15 protein-coding genes are annotated in these 18,196 nt (G+C 67.8%); all 15 read left to right on the plus strand.

All coding sequences use genetic code 11. From position 1 onward, the window contains the following. Window positions 1–10 precede the first annotated feature (10 nt). The 15 genes from VGI12_06680 (at window position 11) to recO (ending at window position 18,165) form a co-directional block, all read left to right on the plus strand. Window positions 11–2,479 carry an ABC transporter permease gene (locus VGI12_06680; GenBank protein HEY2432343.1) on the plus strand — a complete coding sequence of 823 codons (2,469 nt, stop codon included), beginning with the start codon at window positions 11–13 and terminating at the stop codon, window positions 2,477–2,479. Window positions 2,480–2,523: 44 nt separating this feature from the next. Beyond that, window positions 2,524–4,152 carry a peptidase dimerization domain-containing protein gene (locus VGI12_06685; GenBank protein HEY2432344.1) on the plus strand — a complete coding sequence of 543 codons (1,629 nt, stop codon included), beginning with the start codon at window positions 2,524–2,526 and terminating at the stop codon, window positions 4,150–4,152. A 47-nt stretch (window positions 4,153–4,199) separates the two neighbouring features. Beyond that, window positions 4,200–5,297, plus strand: coding sequence for a tetratricopeptide repeat protein (locus VGI12_06690; GenBank protein HEY2432345.1), 1,098 nt, complete (start codon window positions 4,200–4,202; stop codon window positions 5,295–5,297). Further along, a complete protein-coding gene (locus tag VGI12_06695; protein HEY2432346.1) occupies window positions 5,294–6,604 on the plus strand; it encodes a chloride channel protein in 1,311 nt (436 codons plus the stop codon). Before VGI12_06690 ends, VGI12_06695 begins: the two co-directional genes overlap by 4 nt. 36 nt (window positions 6,605–6,640) lie before the next feature. Then, complete coding sequence (gene hisS, locus VGI12_06700) at window positions 6,641–7,999, plus strand: histidine--tRNA ligase (GenBank protein ID HEY2432347.1); 1,359 nt, start codon at window positions 6,641–6,643, stop codon at window positions 7,997–7,999. Then, entirely contained in the window at window positions 7,996–9,762 is a 1,767-nt protein-coding gene (gene aspS, locus VGI12_06705) for an aspartate--tRNA ligase (protein HEY2432348.1), read from the plus strand. The genes hisS and aspS overlap by 4 nt, the downstream gene beginning before the upstream one ends. 99 nt (window positions 9,763–9,861) lie before the next feature. Then, window positions 9,862–10,833 (plus strand): PhoH family protein, encoded by a 972-nt coding sequence (locus VGI12_06710; GenBank protein HEY2432349.1) that lies wholly within the window; start codon window positions 9,862–9,864, stop codon window positions 10,831–10,833. A 22-nt stretch (window positions 10,834–10,855) separates the two neighbouring features. Beyond that, entirely contained in the window at window positions 10,856–11,440 is a 585-nt protein-coding gene (gene ybeY, locus VGI12_06715) for an rRNA maturation RNase YbeY (protein ID HEY2432350.1), read from the plus strand. Continuing rightward, on the plus strand, window positions 11,437–12,720 hold the full coding sequence (locus tag VGI12_06720) for a hemolysin family protein (protein ID HEY2432351.1): 1,284 nt from the start codon (window positions 11,437–11,439) through the stop codon (window positions 12,718–12,720). Before ybeY ends, VGI12_06720 begins: the two co-directional genes overlap by 4 nt. Before the next feature lie 2 nt (window positions 12,721–12,722). Next, complete coding sequence (gene era / locus VGI12_06725; GenBank protein HEY2432352.1) at window positions 12,723–13,652, plus strand: GTPase Era; 930 nt, start codon at window positions 12,723–12,725, stop codon at window positions 13,650–13,652. 97 nt (window positions 13,653–13,749) lie between these two features. Further along, on the plus strand, window positions 13,750–14,340 hold the full coding sequence (locus VGI12_06730; protein ID HEY2432353.1) for a sigma-70 family RNA polymerase sigma factor: 591 nt from the start codon (window positions 13,750–13,752) through the stop codon (window positions 14,338–14,340). Further along, window positions 14,283–14,798 (plus strand): hypothetical protein, encoded by a 516-nt coding sequence (locus VGI12_06735; GenBank protein HEY2432354.1) that lies wholly within the window; start codon window positions 14,283–14,285, stop codon window positions 14,796–14,798. The genes VGI12_06730 and VGI12_06735 overlap by 58 nt, the downstream gene beginning before the upstream one ends. Window positions 14,799–14,832: 34 nt before the next feature. Further along, complete coding sequence (locus VGI12_06740) at window positions 14,833–15,708, plus strand: hypothetical protein (protein HEY2432355.1); 876 nt, start codon at window positions 14,833–14,835, stop codon at window positions 15,706–15,708. Between the two features lie 86 nt (window positions 15,709–15,794). Beyond that, window positions 15,795–17,156: a magnesium transporter gene (gene mgtE / locus VGI12_06745; protein ID HEY2432356.1), complete on the plus strand. Its 1,362-nt coding sequence runs from the start codon at window positions 15,795–15,797 to the stop codon at window positions 17,154–17,156. A gap of 256 nt (window positions 17,157–17,412) precedes the next feature. Further along, entirely contained in the window at window positions 17,413–18,165 is a 753-nt protein-coding gene (gene recO / locus VGI12_06750; GenBank protein HEY2432357.1) for a DNA repair protein RecO, read from the plus strand. Window positions 18,166–18,196 lie beyond the last annotated feature (31 nt).

Genomic DNA, 18,196 nt, shown 5'->3' on the forward strand with positions numbered 1-18,196 from the left:
CCCTAATCTCATGATTCTGCCCGCACGGCTTCGCCTCGTGTCGCGCCGGCTGCTCCGCGCCCCGCTTTTCACCTCGGTCGCCGTCGCCACGCTCGCGCTGGGCATCGGCGCCAACACCGCGATGTTCACCGTGATTCGCGGTGTGCTCCTCAAACCCCTGCCTTTCGAGGCGCCGGAACGCCTCATCGGTGTGTGGCACGCGGCGCCGGGACTCGGGATCCCCCTCCTCAATCAGGCGCCCGCCTTCTACCTGACGTATCGCGACTCGAACCGCACCTTCGAGGACACGGGGCTCTGGGACACGGACGCGGTCGCGGTGACTGGCGCCGGCGAGCCGGAGCGGGTCGACGCGCTCGACGTCACCGACGGCATCCTGCCGATCCTGCGTGTGCAGGCCGCAATAGGCCGCCGCTTCACTGCCGCCGACGATTCACCGAAGAGTCCCGAGCGCGTGATGCTCGCCTACGGCTACTGGCAGCGCAAGTTCGGCGGCGATCCCTCGGTCGTCGGTCGGTCGATCGTGCTCGACGGCAAGCCGCACGAAATCATCGGCGTCCTGCCCGCCCGCTTCCGGTTCCTCAATCTCCATCCGCAGATGCTGTTGCCGATGCGGATCGACCCGGCGACCGTCTTCGTCGGCAATTTCAGCTTTCAGGGCATCGCGCGGCTCAAGCCCGGCGTGACACTGGCGCAGGCGAATGCCGACGTCAACCGGATGATCCCGCTCGTCGAGGATCGATACCCGATGCCGCCCGGGTTCACCAAACCGATGTTCGCGGCGGCGCGGATCGGCGCCAACGTCCGTCCGCTCGACCAGGACGTGATCGGGGACGTCGGCCGCGTGCTGTGGGTGGTCTTCGGCACCGTGGGCATCGTCCTGCTCATTGCGTGCGCCAACGTGGCGAATCTGTTCCTGGTGCGCGCCGAAGGGCGGCAGCAGGAGCTGGCGATCCACGCCGCGCTCGGCGCGGGGACGCGCCGGATCGCCTGGGAACTGCTGTCGGAGAGCCTGTGTCTCGGGCTGGCCGGGGGAGCGGCCGGGCTCGGGCTGGCGTGGCTCGGGATTCGCGGGCTGGTCGCGCTGGCGCCCTCGGGACTGCCGCGCGTCGACGATATCGGCATCGACGGCGCCGTCGTCGTCTTCACCCTCGGGATTTCGCTGGTCGCCGGGGTGCTGTTCGGGCTGCTGCCGGTGATGAAGTTCGCGACGCCTCGCCTGGCGACGTTCCTCAACCAGGGCGGTCGTCTCGGCACTGCCAGCCGCCAGCGGCACCGCGCCCGCAACACGCTGGTCGTCGTCGAGGTGGCGCTCGCGGTGGTACTGCTGGTCGGCTCGGGTCTCATGATTCGCACGTTCCAGGCGATGCGGCGCGTCGATCCCGGCTTCGTGCATCCGGAACAGCTCGTCACGATGCGCGTGTCGATCCCGGACTCGATCGTCAAGGATCCCGACCGCACCACGCGGACCCACGAGGCGATTGCGCGCAAACTGGCGGCTCTGCCGGGCGTCGCCTCGGTCGGATTGACGTCTTCCGTCACGATGGAAGGCGCCAATTCCAACGATCCGATCTTCGTGGAGGACGTGCCGCCCCCGCCCGGTACGATTCCGCCGATTCGTCGCTACAAGTCGACCGACGGCAGTTATTTCTCGACGATGGGCGCGCGGCTCGTCGCCGGACGTCTCCTGAACTGGACCGACACCTACAACCACCTGCCGGTCGTCGTGTTCAGCGAGAGCCTGGCGCGCGAGTACTGGAAGGATCCGGCGAAGGCGGTCGGCCGCCGCGTCCGCAATTCACCCGACAACCCGTGGCGGACGGTCGTCGGCGTTGTCGGCGACGAGCGCGACGACGGGCTGGCGCAGCCGGCGCCGCCCACCGTCTACTGGCCGTTGATCGTCGAGAAGCTGTGGAACGAACCGGTGACGGTACGCCGCAGTCTCACCTACGTGATCCGCAGCGAGCGGCCGAAGTCGCCGACGCTCGTCAAGGACCTGCAGCAGGCGGTGTGGTCGGTCAACGCCAGCCTCCCGGTCGCCAACGTCCGGACGATGAACGACATCATGTCGGCATCGATGGCGCAGACGTCGTTCGCGCTGGTGATGCTCGCGATTGCCGGAGCCGTGGCGCTGCTGCTCGGTATCGTCGGCATCTACGGCGTCATCGCCTACATCGCGACGCAGCGGACGAAGGAGATCGGCATCCGCATGGCGCTCGGTGCGCTGAGCCGCGACGTGACCGGTCTCTTCGTGCGTCAAGGCCTGGTGCTGGCGGGGGCGGGCATTGCGATCGGCCTGGTGACGGCGGCCTTCGTTACCCGCGTGATGTCGACGCTGTTGTACGGCGTCGGCGCCCTCGATCCGGTGACGTACGTGGCCGTTGCGGTGGGTCTCGGCGTGACGGCGCTCCTGGCGTCGTACGTGCCGGCGGCGCGCGCCGCGCGGGTGCAGCCGGCGCTGGCGCTGCGAAGAGACCTGTAGCCGCCTGGCGGCTGCCGGTCGGTTGCGCGCATATAATCCCGCGCATGAAACCACGCGCGCTGCTGGTCGCCGCACTGCTCGCCACCGTCGTCGTCGCCGCGCCGCTTGCCGAGCGGGTCGCGCAGGCGCCCGCGGCTCCGGCGGCGGCCAATCCCAGGCTCGATGCCTGGAAGCAGGAAGCCGTCAACGATGTCGAGAGCCAGGCGGGCTTCGCGCAGCAGATGGTCGATCAGATCTTCAGCTATGGCGAGCTTGGTTTCCAGGAAACCGAAACGAACCACTATCTGATCGACATCCTCAAGAAGAACGGCTTCGACGTGGAGGAGGGGGTCGCCGGCATCCCGACCGCCTTCATGGCCACGTGGGGATCGGGCAAGCCGATTCTGGCGCTCGGATCGGACATCGACTGCATCCCGCAGGCGTCGCAGAAGCCGGGGGTCGCCTACCATGACCCGATCATCGAAGGCGCGCCCGGCCACGGCGAAGGGCACAATTCCGGACTGCCGCTGCAGATCGTCGCCGCGATCAGCGTCAAGAAAATCATGGCGCGCGAGCACCTGCCGGGCACGATCCGCATCTGGACCGGCACCGCCGAGGAACTCGTCGGCAGCAAGGCCTACTTCGTCCGCGCCGGGCTGTTCAAGGACGTCGACATCGCGCTCTTCGTCCACGTCGGGGAAAACCTCGGCGTGTCGTGGGGCGCGGGGAGCGGCACCGGTCTCGTCTCGGTGCAGTACTCGTTCCTCGGCGAAACGGCGCACGCCGCCGCCGCGCCGTGGCGCGGCCGGAGCGCGCTGGATGCCGTCGAGTTGATGGACATCGGTTGGCAGTTCCGCCGTGAGCATCTGCGTCTCAGCCAGCGCTCGCACGACGTCATCACCGACGGCGGCGATCAGCCCAACGTCGTCCCGCGCACGGCGTCGGTCTGGTACTACTTCCGCGAAACCGATTATGAGCACATCAAAGAGCTCTGGGAGACCGGCGACACGATGGCCAAAGCGGCGGCGATGATGGCCGGCGTCGAACTGAAGCAGGAACAGGTCCTCGGTGCGGCGTGGCCGCAGCATTTCAACAAGGTCGTCGCCGAGACGACGTGGTCGAACATCCAGAAAGTCGGCCTGCCGAAATGGAGCGATGAGGATCAGCAGCTCGCCAAGGCGCTGCAGAAGGAGCTGAAGAACCCGAAGACCGACGGACTGTCGGTCAAGCTCCCGGAAAAGCTTCAGGGGCCGGTGGAGCACAACGACGGCGGCGGCTCGGACGACATCGGCGACATCTCGTGGAACGTCCCGACCGTGACGCTGCGCTACCCCTCGAATATTCCCGGTCTGCCGGGCCACAACTGGGCGAACGCCATCGCGATGGCCACGCCGATCGCGCACAAGGGTGTGATCGCCGGTGCCAAGGTGCAGGCCATGACGATGCTCGACCTGCTGGCGCGGAAGGAGCTGGTCGATCAGGCCTGGTCGTATTTCCGAGACGTCCAGAACAAGGACACCAAGTACGAGCCGTTGATCCGCCCGCAGGACACCCCGGCCATCTGGCTGAACAAGAACACGATGGACAAGTACCGCGCGGAGATGAAGAAGTACTACTACGATCCGTCGCGCTACAAGACGTACCTCGAGCAGCTCGGAATCAAGTACCCGACGGTACGCGCATCGAATCCCTGAACGGCAGCGGTTGATTCCGACTACACGGGGGGAGTACGATCCGGGGGTTGGACGTTCGCAGCGCAATCGATCGGATCATCAGGCGCGAAGCCCGCATCTTCGGTGCGTTGTGCGCCATCGCGATCGCCGCGTTCTTCGCCACCCGGACGCTCGCCGCCTCAAATCGCCGCACCGCGCAGGCGGATGCGGCGCGTTGGAACGCCGCCGGCGCGGCAAGCCTGGCCGCGGGAAATGCCAAGGCCGCCGTCGACGCGTTCCGCAAGGCCTCTCTGATCGACCGTGACAATCGAGCCTACCGGTCTGCGCTGGCGGATGCCTTGCGCCGGACCGGCGACAACGACGCGGCGCTCGACGTGCTGCTGCGCCTGCGCGAGGCGGTGCCCGAGGACGTCGAGGTCAACGCCAGTCTGGCCCGGCTGGTGGCGGCGCGCGGCAGCGTCGACGACGCGGTCCGCTATTTCCAGACCGCGATTCTGGGCCTGTGGCAGCCGGCGCGGATCGAAGAGCGACGCACGCTTCGAATCGAGCTGATTGACCTGCTGCTCACACACGGCGCGGCCGAACGCGCGCTGGCCGAACTGCTGAAGTTGAGCGGTGAGATTCCCGACGACCCGTTGGCGCACGTCCGCGTCGGCCAGCTGCTGATGCAGGCCGGCAGCCCGGCGCGCGCCGAGGCGCAGTTCGTCGCCGCGCTCCGCCGCGCCCCGCACGACGAGACGGCGCTGGCCGGGGCGGGCGAGGCCGCCTTCGCGACCGGCGACTACGAGCACGCGCGCGACTACCTGCGGCGCACCGCCGGCGGCGCCGACAGCGAGAGGCTGCAGATCGCCGAGCTGGTGCTCGACATCGATCCGCTGCTGCCGCGCCTCACCGCGCGCGAGCGCGACCGACGGCTCGCCCGCGCGGTCGACGAGCTGCAGGCGCGTGCCGCCGGGTGCGCCAGCGCGGCGGCTCCGCAGCAGGCACTCGCGGATCTGCAGCGGACGTTCGCGGCGGCGCACGCGACGTCGGCCGACAGCCTCGGTCCGGATCTGGCGCGCGTCGCCGGCCTCGCGCGCGACCTGTCGAACCTCTGTCCGCCGCCACAGCCGATCGATCGCGCCATCGTCCTCATCGCCGCGCGGCACGGGTTGGACGCGTCGTGAGCGAACCGATCGAGGGCCCGATCGCCGCGGAGGTTGCGGATGCCTCAGAAACACAGCGCAGCCGCGAGGCGCGGCTGTTCGCGGCGCTGTCGATCGTCGTCGGCATCCTCGCCGGCCTGAGCGCGGTGTTCTTTACGGTCACGATCGACTGGGTCACCCGTGTGCTGTTCGGGTTTCGCGCCAGTCCCTCGCGTACCGTCATGGTGCCGATCCTGATCAGCCTCGGCACGGGGCTGCTGCTGCGCTATGTGTTCCCCGGCGTGCGCGGCAGCGGCGTGCCGCAGACCGAGGCCGCCTACAAGCTCGACGGGGGCGTCATCCCGTGGACCGTTCCCATCGGCAAGTTCCTCACCGGGGCCCTGACGATCGGTGCCGGTCACTCGATGGGCCGCGAAGGGCCGTCGGTGCAGATCGGCGGCGGCATCGCGTCGGTCGTGGGCCGCTGGCTGGGGCTGTCGCCCGAACGCGTGCGCGATCTGGTGCCCGTCGGCGTGGCCGGAGCGCTGGCGGCCGCATTCAACACGCCGGTGTCTGCGGTCATCTTCACGCTCGAGGAGATCATCGGCGACATGAATGCGCCGCTGCTCGGGTCGGCCGTCATCGCGTCGGTGGCGTCGGTGGTCGTCGAGCGCGCCATTCTGGGCAACGAGCCGCTCTTCCACGTGCCGCAGTACCGCCTGGCACACCCGGCGGAGCTGTTCGCCTACGCCGCGCTTGGCGCCGCCGGCGGGATTGTCTCGATGGTCTTCTGCAAGGGCCTGCTCGGCCTGCGCGCCGCGTTCAAGCGGCTTCCGTCATGGACGGTCGCGGTGCAGCCGGCCGTCGGCGGGATCGCGATCGCCGTACTGCTGCTGACCGTGCCGCAGGTTACTGGCGTCGGCTATGGCTACGTCGACCAGGCGCTCAATGGCGGGATGGTGCTGAAGACCATGGCGCTGCTGTGCGCGTTGAAGCTGGTGGCCACGATCGTGTCGTATTCGACCGGCAATGCCGGCGGCATCTTCGGCCCGACGCTCTACATCGGCGCCATGGCGGGCGGAGCGATCGGCGTCCTCGTCCACCACGTCGCACCGTTTCCGGTCGCCGATCCCGGCGCCTACGCGCTCGTCGGCATGGGCGCGCTGTTCGCCGGCATCCTGCGCGCGCCGATGACGTCGGTGTTCATGATCTTCGAGATCACGCAGGACTATCAGATCCTGGTGCCGCTGATGGTCGCCAACCTTCTCAGTTTTGCCATCTCGCGCCGCCTGCAGCCGACGCCGATTTACCACGCGTTGCTGAAACAGGACGGCATTCACCTGCACTAACTGCGAACTGTCCCCGGCAAACGGTAGACTGTACGGATGCACACCGGTCCGGCGCGCGGCATGCGCGATTTCCTGCCGGAAGACGTCCGGAAGCGGCAGTACGTCATCGACGTGGTGCGCCGCGTCTACCAGCGCTACGGGTTCGAGCCGCTGGAGACGCCGGCGCTCGAGAACATCGAGACGCTGCTGGGCAAGTACGGCGAGGAGGGGGACAAGCTTCTCTACAAAGTGCTGCGGCGCGGGGAAGGCGAAGCGAGCGGCGAGACGGATCTTGCGCTTCGCTACGATCTGACGGTGCCGCTGGCGCGCGTGGTCGCCGACAACCGCGGGAAACTGCCGAAGTTTTTCAAGCGGTATCAGATTCAGCCGGTCTGGCGCGCCGACCGTCCGCAGCGTGGACGATTCCGTGAGTTCTACCAGTGCGACGTCGACGCGATCGGCTCGACGTCGCCGGTCGTCGAGGCCGAGATGATCGCCGCCGTCAGCGAGGTCCTGCAGACGCTGGGGTTCCGCGACTTCACGGTGCAGCTCAATCACCGCGTGCTGCTGACGGCGATGCTCGACACACTGGGTGTCGAGAAGTCTAGGCACGCTGACGTCCTCGTTGCCATTGATAAGTTGGACAAAGTAGGCGCGGCTGGCGTTGTAACGGACATGGTTTCGAGAGGTGTACCAGAAGACACGGCGAAGTCCATTCTCGAGACGTCGGAAAAGATCATCGAGGAGCGTTGGCGCGAAGAGTTTTTCTCGGTCGATCCCGCGGCTGCTGTCGCTGGGCTCAACGTCAATTCCATCATCAACCTGAGTGAGAGCACGCCTGCAAAAGGCCACGTGCAGTTCACGCCGCGGCTGGCGCGCGGCTTGTCCTACTACACCGGCGCGATCATGGAGATCGCCGTACCCGACCTCGCCGGCAGCCTCGGCGGCGGCGGTCGCTACGATGGCTTGATCGGCATGTTCTCCAGCGAGTCGGTGCCGGCCTGCGGTTTCTCGCTCGGCCTCGAACGCATCCTCGTCGTGATGGGCGAGCGCGGCATGTTTCCGGTGGAGGTCCAGGCCTCCGGATCCGACGTGCTGGTCACGATCTTCGACACGCCGCTCGCGGCGGAGTCGCTGCGCCTCGCCGGCGAGCTGCGCGCCGCCGGGCTGCGCGTCGAGGTCTATCCCGAGGGGCTGCGGAACGGCAAGGACCTCGGCAAGGCCTTCAAGTATGCGGACGCCCGTCAGGCGCGATTCGTCGCCGTCATGGGACAGGACGAGCTGACCCGCGGGGAAGTTAAGATAAAGACCCTGACCACCCGACAGGAGGAAGCCGTCGCCCGAGGGACGGTCGCCGCCACGCTGACCCAGCGGCTCTCGGATATCGCAGATCGACTTTCGGACGACGCGCCATGACTGTAGAACCGCTCGGATCTCTTGCCCGTACTCACACCTGCGGCCAGTTGGCGCCGGCCGATGTCGGCCGGGACGTGGTGCTCCTCGGCTGGGTCCATCGCGTCCGCGATCTGGGCGGCGTGCTGTTCTTCGACCTGCGCGATCGACACGGGATTACGCAGGTGGTGGTCCGCGACGCCGCGCTCGAGGACAAGGCGAAGCGCCTTCGGCCCGAGTACGTCGTCGGGATCATCGGCCGCGTCGACGCGCGCGCCAAGGACGCGATCAACCCGAAACTGGCCACCGGCGCGATCGAGGTGGCGGCGCGCGAGATCCGGCTGTTGAACGACGCCAGGACGCCGCCGTTTCCGATTAACGAGGACACGCCCGTCTCGGAAGACATCCGGCTGCGCTACCGCTATCTGGACCTGCGCCGGCCCCGCCTGCAATCGAACCTGATCCTGCGGCACAAGGCGGCGTTCGAAATCCGCCGCTATTTCGACGAGAACGGTTTCCTCGAAGTCGAGACGCCGATTCTGACCAAGTCGACGCCGGAGGGGGCGCGCGACTACCTGGTGCCCAGCCGCGTCCATCCAGGCGAGTTCTACGCGCTGCCGCAGTCCCCCCAGATCTTCAAGCAGATCTTGATGATCTCGGGGTTGGATCGCTATTTCCAGATCGTCAAGTGCTTCCGTGACGAAGACCTGCGCGCCGATCGGCAGCCTGAGTTCACGCAGGTCGATCTGGAGATCTCCTTTGCCACCGAGGACCTGGTGTTCTCGATGCTCGAGCCGCTGATGGGCCGCCTGATGGCTTTGGTCGCCCGGGACGCTCCGCACCCGTTCCGGCGCATGCCCTACGCGGAGGCCATCGCGACCTACGGATCCGACAAGCCCGATCTGCGCGCCGGCATGGAGCTGCGGGACCTCTCGGAACCGTTCCGGTCGTCGAGCTTCTCGATCTTTCGCGCCGCCATCGACGCGGGCGGCGAAGTCCGCGGCTTCGTCATTCCTGGCGCCGCCGGCTATTCGCGCAAGGTCCTCGACGATTTGGTCGAGGAAGCCAAGGGCCTCGGCGCCGCCGGCCTCGTGTGGGCGCGCCACGCCGAGGCGGGCGTCCAGAGCCCGGCGCTCAAGGCAGCCGGCGAAGCGACGATTCGCGCCGCGTTGAGCGCGGCCGGCGCCGCCAGGGAGGACCTCCTGGTGCTGGCGGCCGGCCCGCACGACGCCACCGCCCGGATGCTCGGCCAGCTGCGCTTGAACGTGGCGAAGCGCGAGAACCGGCTCGACCCCAACCGCTTCGAGTTCCTCTGGGTAGTCGACTTCCCGATGTTCGAATGGCTGCCCGCCGAGGCGCGCTGGGAGTTCATGCATCATCCCTTCACCGCGCCGCTCGAATCCGACGCCGGGCGGCTCGAGTCCGATCCGGGGTCCGTCCGGGCGCGCGCCTACGATCTCGTCCTCAACGGCAGCGAGATCGGCGGCGGCAGCATCCGCATCCACGACCAGCGGCTGCAGCGGCTGATCTTCAAGCTGCTGGGCATGACCGACGAGGAGGCAAAGCAGCGATTCGGGTTCTTCGTGGACGCGCTGGAGTTCGGAACGCCCCCCCACGGCGGCATCGCCCTCGGTCTCGATCGCATCGTCGCGATCCTGGCCGCCGAGCCGTCGATCCGCGACGTCATCGCGTTCCCGAAAACCGCGCAGGCCATCGATCTAATGGCCGGGGCGCCGTCCACCGTCGACGCCAAACAGCTCCGCGAGCTCCACGTGCGGACGGAGTAGCCGCCGGGGGCTGTCCCCGAGGCGGCCGAGCCCGATCCCTTCTGAAATCGGGCTTGGAAGCGGGGAGCCACGGCTCGTGCTAGGATTTCCCCAACGAATTTGCCCACCTCAGCGATACGTAAGATTCAGATCCCCGAAGAAGGGGCTGAGTCCCTGTTCGGCCCGTACGACGAGAACCTCAAGCAGCTCGAATCGCAGTTCGCCGTGCGTATCCGCACGGCGGGGCACGAGCTGATCGTCGAGGGGGAACCCGCCGACGTGACGCGCGCGGAGCGCGTGCTCGACCAGCTCGCCTCCCTGATCCGCGGCGGATACCGTCTGGCCAAGGGGGACGTGAAGACCGCCGCGCAACTGGTGGCCCAGGGCGACAACGTCGAGCTGGCCGACTACTTCCTCCGCCCCGGCACCAAGACCTCCGGCAAGCGCCAGGTCGTTCCCAAGAGCGCCACGCAGAAGCGCTACCTCGACGCGATCGAGCAGTCCGACATCGTCTTCGGGATCGGACCGGCCGGGACCGGCAAGACCTACCTGGCGATGGCGCAGGCGGTCTCGTTTCTGCTGAGCAAGCGGGTCAGCCGCATCATCCTCGCGCGGCCGGCCGTGGAGGCGGGAGAGAAGCTCGGGTTCCTGCCGGGCGACCTTCAGGAGAAAGTGAACCCGTACCTGCGTCCGCTCTACGACGCCCTCTACGACATGATCGATCTCGATCGTGTCGAACGGCTGATCGAGCGCGGCACGATCGAGGTTGCGCCGATCGCGTTCATGCGCGGCCGCACTCTCAACGACGCCTTCGTGATCCTCGACGAGGCGCAGAACACCACGTCCGAGCAGATGAAGATGTTCCTCACTCGTCTGGGCTTCGGCTCCAAGGCGGTGATCACCGGCGACGTGACCCAGATCGATCTGCCGACCAGCCGCCCCTCCGGACTGGTCGAGGCGGTCAAGGTGATCGGCAAGGTCGAAGGCATCGCATTCGTTCACTTCGACGAGAAGGACGTGGTGCGGCACGCGCTCGTCCAGCAGATCGTCAAGGCGTACGAAGCGTACGGCGGCAGTGGATCCCGACAGTAGGCGCGCGCGCCGCGGGTCCCGGGTGGCGGCCCGTGAGCTGCGTGTCGCCGATCGCGAGGTGCAGATCGCCGTCGTCGACGGCCGCGGCCGGCCGCTCCGCCTCAGTGGACTCTCCGCCTGGCTTCGTCGCGTCGTCCCGCGCGCCGTCTCGGGCGAGGTGGTGATCGCGCTCGTGTCCGACGCGCGCATCCGCGAATTGAACCGGCGTTTCAGGCGCATGGACGCGCCGACCGACGTGCTGACGTTTCCCGAGACCGTCCATCTCGATCCGCATCCCTCGAGCCGCGCCAGCGGCGACATCGTAATCTCCACGCAGACCGCCCGCCGTCAGGCGCGTGAGGCGGGGCACAGCGACATCGTCGAGCTCAGGATTCTCGCGCTGCACGGCCTGTTGCACCTGGTGGGCTACGATCACGACTCGTCGTCCGACCGCGGCCGCATGGCCCGGGTCGAGCGGCGCCTTCGCGCCAAAGGCGGCTTGCGCGAGGGGCTCATCGAACGCGGCAGCCGTCCGCCGCGACGACGCGAACCGAGCGGGCCGGCGAAACGACGCGCGAAAGCGCGTGTGGGGGAGTCCACAGGGCGAAACCCCTCGGCTGGGCGATGATTCCGCTCACCCTGTTCCTGCTCGGGATCGCGGCCGTCTACATCGGCACCGTCGAGACCGCATTCAGCGCGCTGATGAAGCTGTCGCTTCGCCTCATGGCGGAGCGGGGCCGCGACGACCGGCTGTTGGGCCGCTACCTCGACGAGCCGATCGAGCTGTTCGTTCCGGCGCGCCTGCTGCTCGGCATCTCTTTTTCGCTCGCCACCGTGCTGCTCGCCGTGCTGACCGGACGGTCCGGCGTCAGCTTCGCCTCGATTTCGACGCTGCTGGTCTGCGTCGCCATCTACATCGTCATCTGCGAGCATCTGCTGCCGTCCATCATCGTCAGGCGCAATCCCGAGCGTGTGCTGACGCTCCTGCTGCCGAGCTTCTCGGTCATCGCTGGCGCGATGTTGCCCATCTCGGGTCCGCTCGTGCGCCTCCTGACGACCGGCAAGCCGGCGAGGCCGGAAGCCGCGCAGGAGCCGGCCGCTGCTGAAGCCGGCGAGGTGGCGCACGCGTATCTTGAAGCGGGCGAGGAACAAGGGCTGATCGAAGGGGACGAAAAACGGCTGCTGCAGTCGATCGTCGATTTCGGCGACACGCTGGCGCGCGAGGTGATGACGCCGCGGCCCGATATCGTCGCGATCCCGGCCAGCGCGACCGTCGCCGAACTGCGAGCGCGCTTCCGCGACCAGGAGTATTCGCGCTTCCCGGTCTACAAGGAGAACCTCGACAACATCGTGGGCGTCATCCGGGTGAAGGATCTGCTGAAGATCGAGGACGTCGCGCTCGAGCGGCATCCGATCACGTCGATGGTGCGGCCGGCGACGTTCGTCCCGGAGACGAAGCGGGTGCACGAGCTGCTGAAGGAGTTTCAACGCAAGCAGGTGCAGATGGCGATCGTCGTCGACGAATACGGCGGCACCGCCGGCCTGGTGACGCTCGAGGACTTGATCGAGGAGATCGTCGGCGAGATTCGCGACGAGGACGACGTGGAGAGCGAGCCGATCGTCGAGGAGGGAAGCGGTTCGTACGTGTTCAGCGCCAAGGTCAGCTTCGACGATCTCCGCGACCGGCTTGGTCTCGACGTGGAGCCGGAAGGCTTCGAAACGGTTGGCGGCTATGTGCTGGCCCGCCTCGGCCGCGTCCCGGCGGTGGGAGAGTCGTTCGAGCTGGACGCCATGCAGGTGGACGTGCTCGAGGCCGAGCGCCGCCGCATCCACAAGGTGCGTTTCCGCAGGCTGCAGCCGTCGCCGGTTTCCGACGGCGCCGCCGTCGGACTCCGCCGGACGTCCTAGCCATGAAGAGCGGCTACGTCTCCATCGTCGGCCGGCCCAACGCCGGCAAGTCGACTCTCCTCAACCGCATCGTCGGGGAGAAGATCGCCATCGTCTCCGACAAGCCGCAGACGACGCGGACGCGCATCGTCGGCGTGAAGAACTATCCGGAGCCCGCCGCTTCGGGTCAGCCCCAGGCCGCGGCGGCGGGGCAGATCGTGTTCGTCGACACGCCCGGTATCCATCGGCCGTTGCATCGGATGAACGTGCGGATGGTCGGTGCGGCGGTGGATACGCTGTCGGAGGTCGACGCCGTGATGCTCGTGCACGACGCCTCGGCGCGCCCCGGTCATGGGGACGAGTTCGTGGCGAAGCTGCTGAAACCGGTCGATATCCCGGTCGTGCTCGTGTTGAACAAGATCGATCTCATCGCCAAGGCGAAGCTGCTGCCGCTGATGAGCGAGCTGGCCGGCTGGCACGACTTTGCCGCGATGGTGCCGATTTCGGCGGCCAGCGGCGACGGCGTGGAGGCGCTGGAGCGCGAACTGCTCCTGCATCTCCCGGAAGGGGAGCCTCTCTATCCTGACGACTACCTGACCGACCAGCCCGAACGCGTGCTGGTGGCCGAGACCGTGCGCGAGAAGGTGCTGGCGAATACGCGCGACGAGCTGCCGTTTTCGACCGCCGTCGTGGTCGATCAGTTCGAGGAGCCCGAGCGCCCCGGCGGCCTGCTTCGCGTCTACTGCACGATTTTCGTCGAGACTGAGTCCCAGAAGCCCATCGTCATCGGCCGCGCCGGCTCGATGATCAAGAAAATCGGCACCGAAGCCCGCCTGGACGTCGCGGCCTTCTTCGACTGCAAGGTCTTTCTCGATCTGCGCGTGAAGGTGAAGCCGGACTGGCGCGACGACGAGCGCGTGCTCGATAGCCTCGGCCTGCCGCGCAAGCGGTAAGAGAGGCCGGGGTCAATTCCACAGCCCCGCACACAGCGCCCTGCCCGCCGGGAACTTTCGCGCCGCCCGAGCGGAATACAACTAGCCACGCCGTCCGATGAGCACCAGCGATGAGGAACTGATCGCCGCCGTGGCGGCGGGCGACCGCGAGGCGTTTGCCGAGCTGTATCGCCGCCGCCGGCCCGATGTCTACCGGTTCGCGCTCCATATGACGGGGGCCCCGGCGGTCGCGGAAGACGTGGCGCAGGAGGTGTTCCTCGCCGTGATTCACGACGCGGGGCGCTATACGCCGGGCCGATCCGGAGTCGCCGCCTGGCTGATTGGCATCGCGCGCAATCATGCGCTGAGGCGGATGACCGAGCGGCGGTACGAGCCGCTGCCGGCCGACGGGCGGGAACCGGCGGTCGTCGTCGATCCCGGCGACGCCGTGGCGCGGGAGCAGGACGTGGCCACGCTGCGCGCGGCGCTGGTGGCGCTGCCGGTCGTCTACCGCGAGGCGGTGGTGCTCTGCGACCTGCAGGAGTTCTCGTACCAGGACGCCGCCGCGGCGGCCGGGTGCGCGGTGGGGACGATTCGCTCGCGGCTGCATCGCGGCCGCGGTTTGCTGGCAGAAAGACTACGGAACCAACGATGGACAGACTCGACGGCCCGATCGAACCGGATCTCGCGGACGCGCTTCGCCGGCTGAACGCCGCCGCGGTGGTGCCGCCGGCCGATCCGGCGCGCGACGCGGCGCTGTTCACCGCTTTCGACGACGCGTACGGTCGCGCCGCGCGCCCTGCGTCCGGTCGTCAGTATTGGTACATGGCCGCGCTCGCGACCGCCGCCGCGGTGCTCATCGCCGCCGGCGTGACGCCGGCTTTGACTGGACGTCACGGCCCTCTTCCTCCAGGACCGGTTTCGCACAATCCGGGCCTTGCCAACAACCGTGGCGTCCAGCTGCAGCCGCCCAGTGATTTCATCCCCGTCCCCGGCGCGTCGGCGCTGCCGGCGATGGAAAGCGGCACACTCGTCCGCGTCAATCTGCCGGTGTCGCTGCTGCCGTCGTACGGTGTGACGCCGCCGCCTGGCCGCACCGCGTCGGTCACCACCGATCTCATCGTCGGCCAGGACGGCCTGCCGCGCGCCGTGCGCATCGTGAATTGAGCTCTGGAAGAGGGTTCATAAAGGAGACAGACCCATGCGTGTATTGACCATCGCCGCCGTGGCCCTGCTGGCGGGCGCAAGCGCCTACGCGCAGGACGAGGCAGGGCGCAAGGTCGCGGCCGAAGTCGCGACCCGGGTGCCGCTCGAAAACGCGATCAAAGGCGCGCCCTATTCGGCCGACACGGTGGTCGAGGGCGTGCAGGTGCTCGCCGACGGCAACCGCATCGTCCGCAAGAACACCGGGCACGTGTATCGCGACGGCGAAGGACGCACCCGCCGCGAAGAGGATCAGCAGGCGGTCTCGCGCGAGGTGCCCTACGTTCCCAACGGCGGCCCGATGATTTCGATCGTCGATCCGGTCGCGGGGTATTCGTATTCGCTCGATCCGCAGAACAAGATCGCGTGGCGGACGCCGACCGGGACCGCCGCGGGGATCATGGAGAAAATGCAGGTCGCCGAACAGAAGCTGAAGGTGGAAGCCGAGCAGCTGACGGCGACCAAGGCGGCCCCGGCCGGCGAGATGCGCGCGCGGTCCGGGGGCGCCGGCGGCGGCGAAGTGAGAATGCGCACGCCGGGCGGCGACATCGCTGTCGCCTACGCCCCCGAACCGGGCCCGCTCGAGCACAAGACGCTCGAGGGCGTGGCGGTCGAGGGGCGCAAGACGATGACCACGATCCCGGCCGGCAAGGTCGGCAACGAACAGCCGCTCACGATTACGTCTGAAGAGTGGCGCTCGCCCGAACTCAAAGTGCTGGTGCTGACGCACTATTCCGATCCACGCAGCGGCGACTCGTCCTATCGGCTGACCAATATCGTGCGCGCCGAGCCGGATCCATCGCTGTTCATCGTGCCCAGCGACTACACGGTGCGCGACAGCGGCGTCCGCCGCATGCTCGAATCGAGGAAATAGATCGGCCGTCGACCAGGGAGGCGGGACCGTCAGCTCCGGCGATCGCGATCCGCTCAGTCGCCATGGTAGATTGAGCGGATCGCATGGTGCAGCGGAAGATTGACGTCGTCCTCGACTCGGTCCGACGGCTGATGCGCCTCGGCGCCACTGCGAACCTCGTCAACCTGCTGCAGAAACAACATCCCGCCGATCTCGCCCAGGTCTTCTCGGAGCTGGGCGAGCGGGACCGAGCCGCCGCCTTTGCCTTTCTCGTCGAGCGCAATGGCAAGCTGGCGATGGAGGCGCTCTCCGAGGCCGGTCCGGAAGCGGGCGCGGCACTGCTCGCCGATCGCTCGGCCGAGGACATCGCCCGCCTCCTCCAAGAGCTGCCATCCGACGACGCCGCGGCGATTGTCGACCATCTGCCGGAGCCGCTCTCCGCCGCGGTCCTCGAACTGATCGAAAAGCGGCCTGGCGACGAGGTCGGAGATCTGCTCGAGTACGAAGAGCAGACGGCCGGCCGCATCATGAACCCGAAAGTCTTCGCGCTTTCGGAGGACATGACCGCCGGCGAAGCCATCACCACGCTCCAGGGATCGCGCGACGTCGAGATGGTCTTCTATCTCTACGTCGTCGACGTGCGGCGTCACCTGGTCGGCGTGATTTCGCTGCGCCGCATGCTCCTGGTGCCACCGTCGACCCCGCTCAAGCGGATCATGACGACCGACATCATCAGTGTGCGGACCGACACCGATCAGGAGGAAGTCGCGCGCCAGGTCGCGTCCTACAACCTGCTGGCGATTCCGGTCGTCGACGAGGAGAACAAGCTCGTCGGCATCATCACCGTCGACGACGTGATCGACGTCATCAAGGACGAGGCGACCGAGGACATCTACCGCCTCGCCGGCGTGTCGACCGACGAGCGGGTGTTCTCGCCGGCCAGCGAGTCGCTGCGGAAGCGCTTTCCGTGGCTGCTGGTCAACCTGGTGACGGCGTTCGTGGCTGCCGGCGTGGTCAAGCTGTTCGAGCCGACGCTGAGTGCCTGGCTGGCGCTGGCGATCTTCATGCCCATCGTGCCCGGCATGGGGGGCAACGCGGCGACCCAGACGCTGACCGTCATCGTGCGCGGGCTGGCGCTCGGCGAGTTGACGTGGGCGAACTCGCGAAAGGCGCTGCTCAAGGAGATGCTCGTCGGCGTCGGCAATGGCGTGGCGACGGGAGCCGTCGCGGCGCTCGTGGCGTGGGCGATGGCGGGGCAGCCGTCGATCGGCGTGCTGCTGTTCCTCGCGATGATCGTCAACCTGTTCGTCGCCGGGGCCGCCGGAACGCTGATTCCGTTGGGGTTCAAGGCGCTGAAGGTCGATCCGGCGCTGGCCTCGACCGTGTTCATCACGACCTTCACCGATATCGCCGGCTTCGCGTCGTTCCTCGGCCTGGCCACGCTCTATTTGCGATCCGCGCACAAATAGAAGAGAAGCTGCAAAAGGTGCAAAAGGTGCAAAGGGTGCCAACGGTGCTAAGGGTGTGGGTGCTAAGGGTGCTAGGGGTGCTAGGGGTGCTGGCGCCGCGCGGTGCGAATGGTGGTTGGTGCAAGCCGCGCCGAGGCGCCGGCACCCTTGGCACGAGCACCGTTTGCACCCTTGGCACTCTTAGCACCCGCACCCTTAGCACCGTTGGCACCCTTTGCACCTTTTGCACCCTCCACTAAACTGTCCCTTCCCCGGTATGCCGGTCTACACCTCCGAGGCGCTCATCCTCCGCACCTACAAGCTCGCCGAGGCGGATCGGATCGTCGTGTTCCTGACGAAGGATCGCGGCAAGAAGCGCGGCGTGGCGAAAGGGGCGCGGCGGGCGCGATCGCGGTTCACCGGCACGCTCGAGCCGTTGACGCGGGCCGCCGTCGCCTACTACGAGCGCGAGTTGCGCGATCTGGTGCGCCTCAACTACGTCGAGCCGCAGCGGAGCGCGCTCTCGGTGGTGGCGCGCGGCACGCAGGACGTCTTCGCGCTGGGACACGCCGAGTACTTTGCCGAGCTGATCGACGAGTGGGCGCCGGAAGGGCATGCCGACGAGCGCCTGTTCCGGCTCGGGTCGTCGGTCATCGACGCGCTCGCAGGCGGCGCACCCGCCGATCCGCTGGCACGCTATTTCGAGTTCTGGCTGCTGCGGCTGCAGGGCGTCTATCCGCTCCTGGCGGCCTGCCCTGATTGCGGCGGCGCCTACGATGGCGGCGCGGTGATGCCCGCCCGCGAGCACCACTACGTATGCCGCCGCTGCGCCTCGCCCGGCGGGTCGCCGCTTTCGCTCCAGGCCATGCACTTTCTGAGGACCGCCAGCGCGGCAAGCCCCGACTCGCTCATCGGTATGACGCTCGATCCCGGGGCCGCCCGCGAACTCGAGACGGTGCACCGGCGCCTGCTGCACCTGCATCTCGAGAAGGAGCTCAAGTCCGCGCGCGTGCTGCGCCAGCTCCGGTAGCCCTCTGCACTCCGCCGCTCCCCGCCCTCCG

It is taken from the genome of Vicinamibacterales bacterium (assembly GCA_036496585.1).
GTDB lineage: Bacteria > Acidobacteriota > Vicinamibacteria > Vicinamibacterales > 2-12-FULL-66-21 > JAICSD01.

What these genes read in the sequence shown, in the direction of transcription:
- recO (HEY2432357.1), top strand. Translation starts at nt 17,413, where the DNA reads ATGCCGGTCTACACCTCCGAGGCGCTCATCCTCCGCACCTACAAGCTC.
- aspS (HEY2432348.1), top strand. Translation starts at nt 7,996, where the DNA reads ATGACTGTAGAACCGCTCGGATCTCTTGCCCGTACTCACACCTGCGGC.
- VGI12_06720 (HEY2432351.1), top strand. Translation starts at nt 11,437, where the DNA reads ATGATTCCGCTCACCCTGTTCCTGCTCGGGATCGCGGCCGTCTACATC.
- hisS (HEY2432347.1), top strand. Translation starts at nt 6,641, where the DNA reads ATGCACACCGGTCCGGCGCGCGGCATGCGCGATTTCCTGCCGGAAGAC.
- era (HEY2432352.1), top strand. Translation starts at nt 12,723, where the DNA reads ATGAAGAGCGGCTACGTCTCCATCGTCGGCCGGCCCAACGCCGGCAAG.
- VGI12_06730 (HEY2432353.1), top strand. Translation starts at nt 13,750, where the DNA reads ATGAGCACCAGCGATGAGGAACTGATCGCCGCCGTGGCGGCGGGCGAC.
- VGI12_06735 (HEY2432354.1), top strand. Translation starts at nt 14,283, where the DNA reads ATGGACAGACTCGACGGCCCGATCGAACCGGATCTCGCGGACGCGCTT.
- VGI12_06740 (HEY2432355.1), top strand. Translation starts at nt 14,833, where the DNA reads ATGCGTGTATTGACCATCGCCGCCGTGGCCCTGCTGGCGGGCGCAAGC.
- VGI12_06680 (HEY2432343.1), top strand. Translation starts at nt 11, where the DNA reads ATGATTCTGCCCGCACGGCTTCGCCTCGTGTCGCGCCGGCTGCTCCGC.
- VGI12_06685 (HEY2432344.1), top strand. Translation starts at nt 2,524, where the DNA reads ATGAAACCACGCGCGCTGCTGGTCGCCGCACTGCTCGCCACCGTCGTC.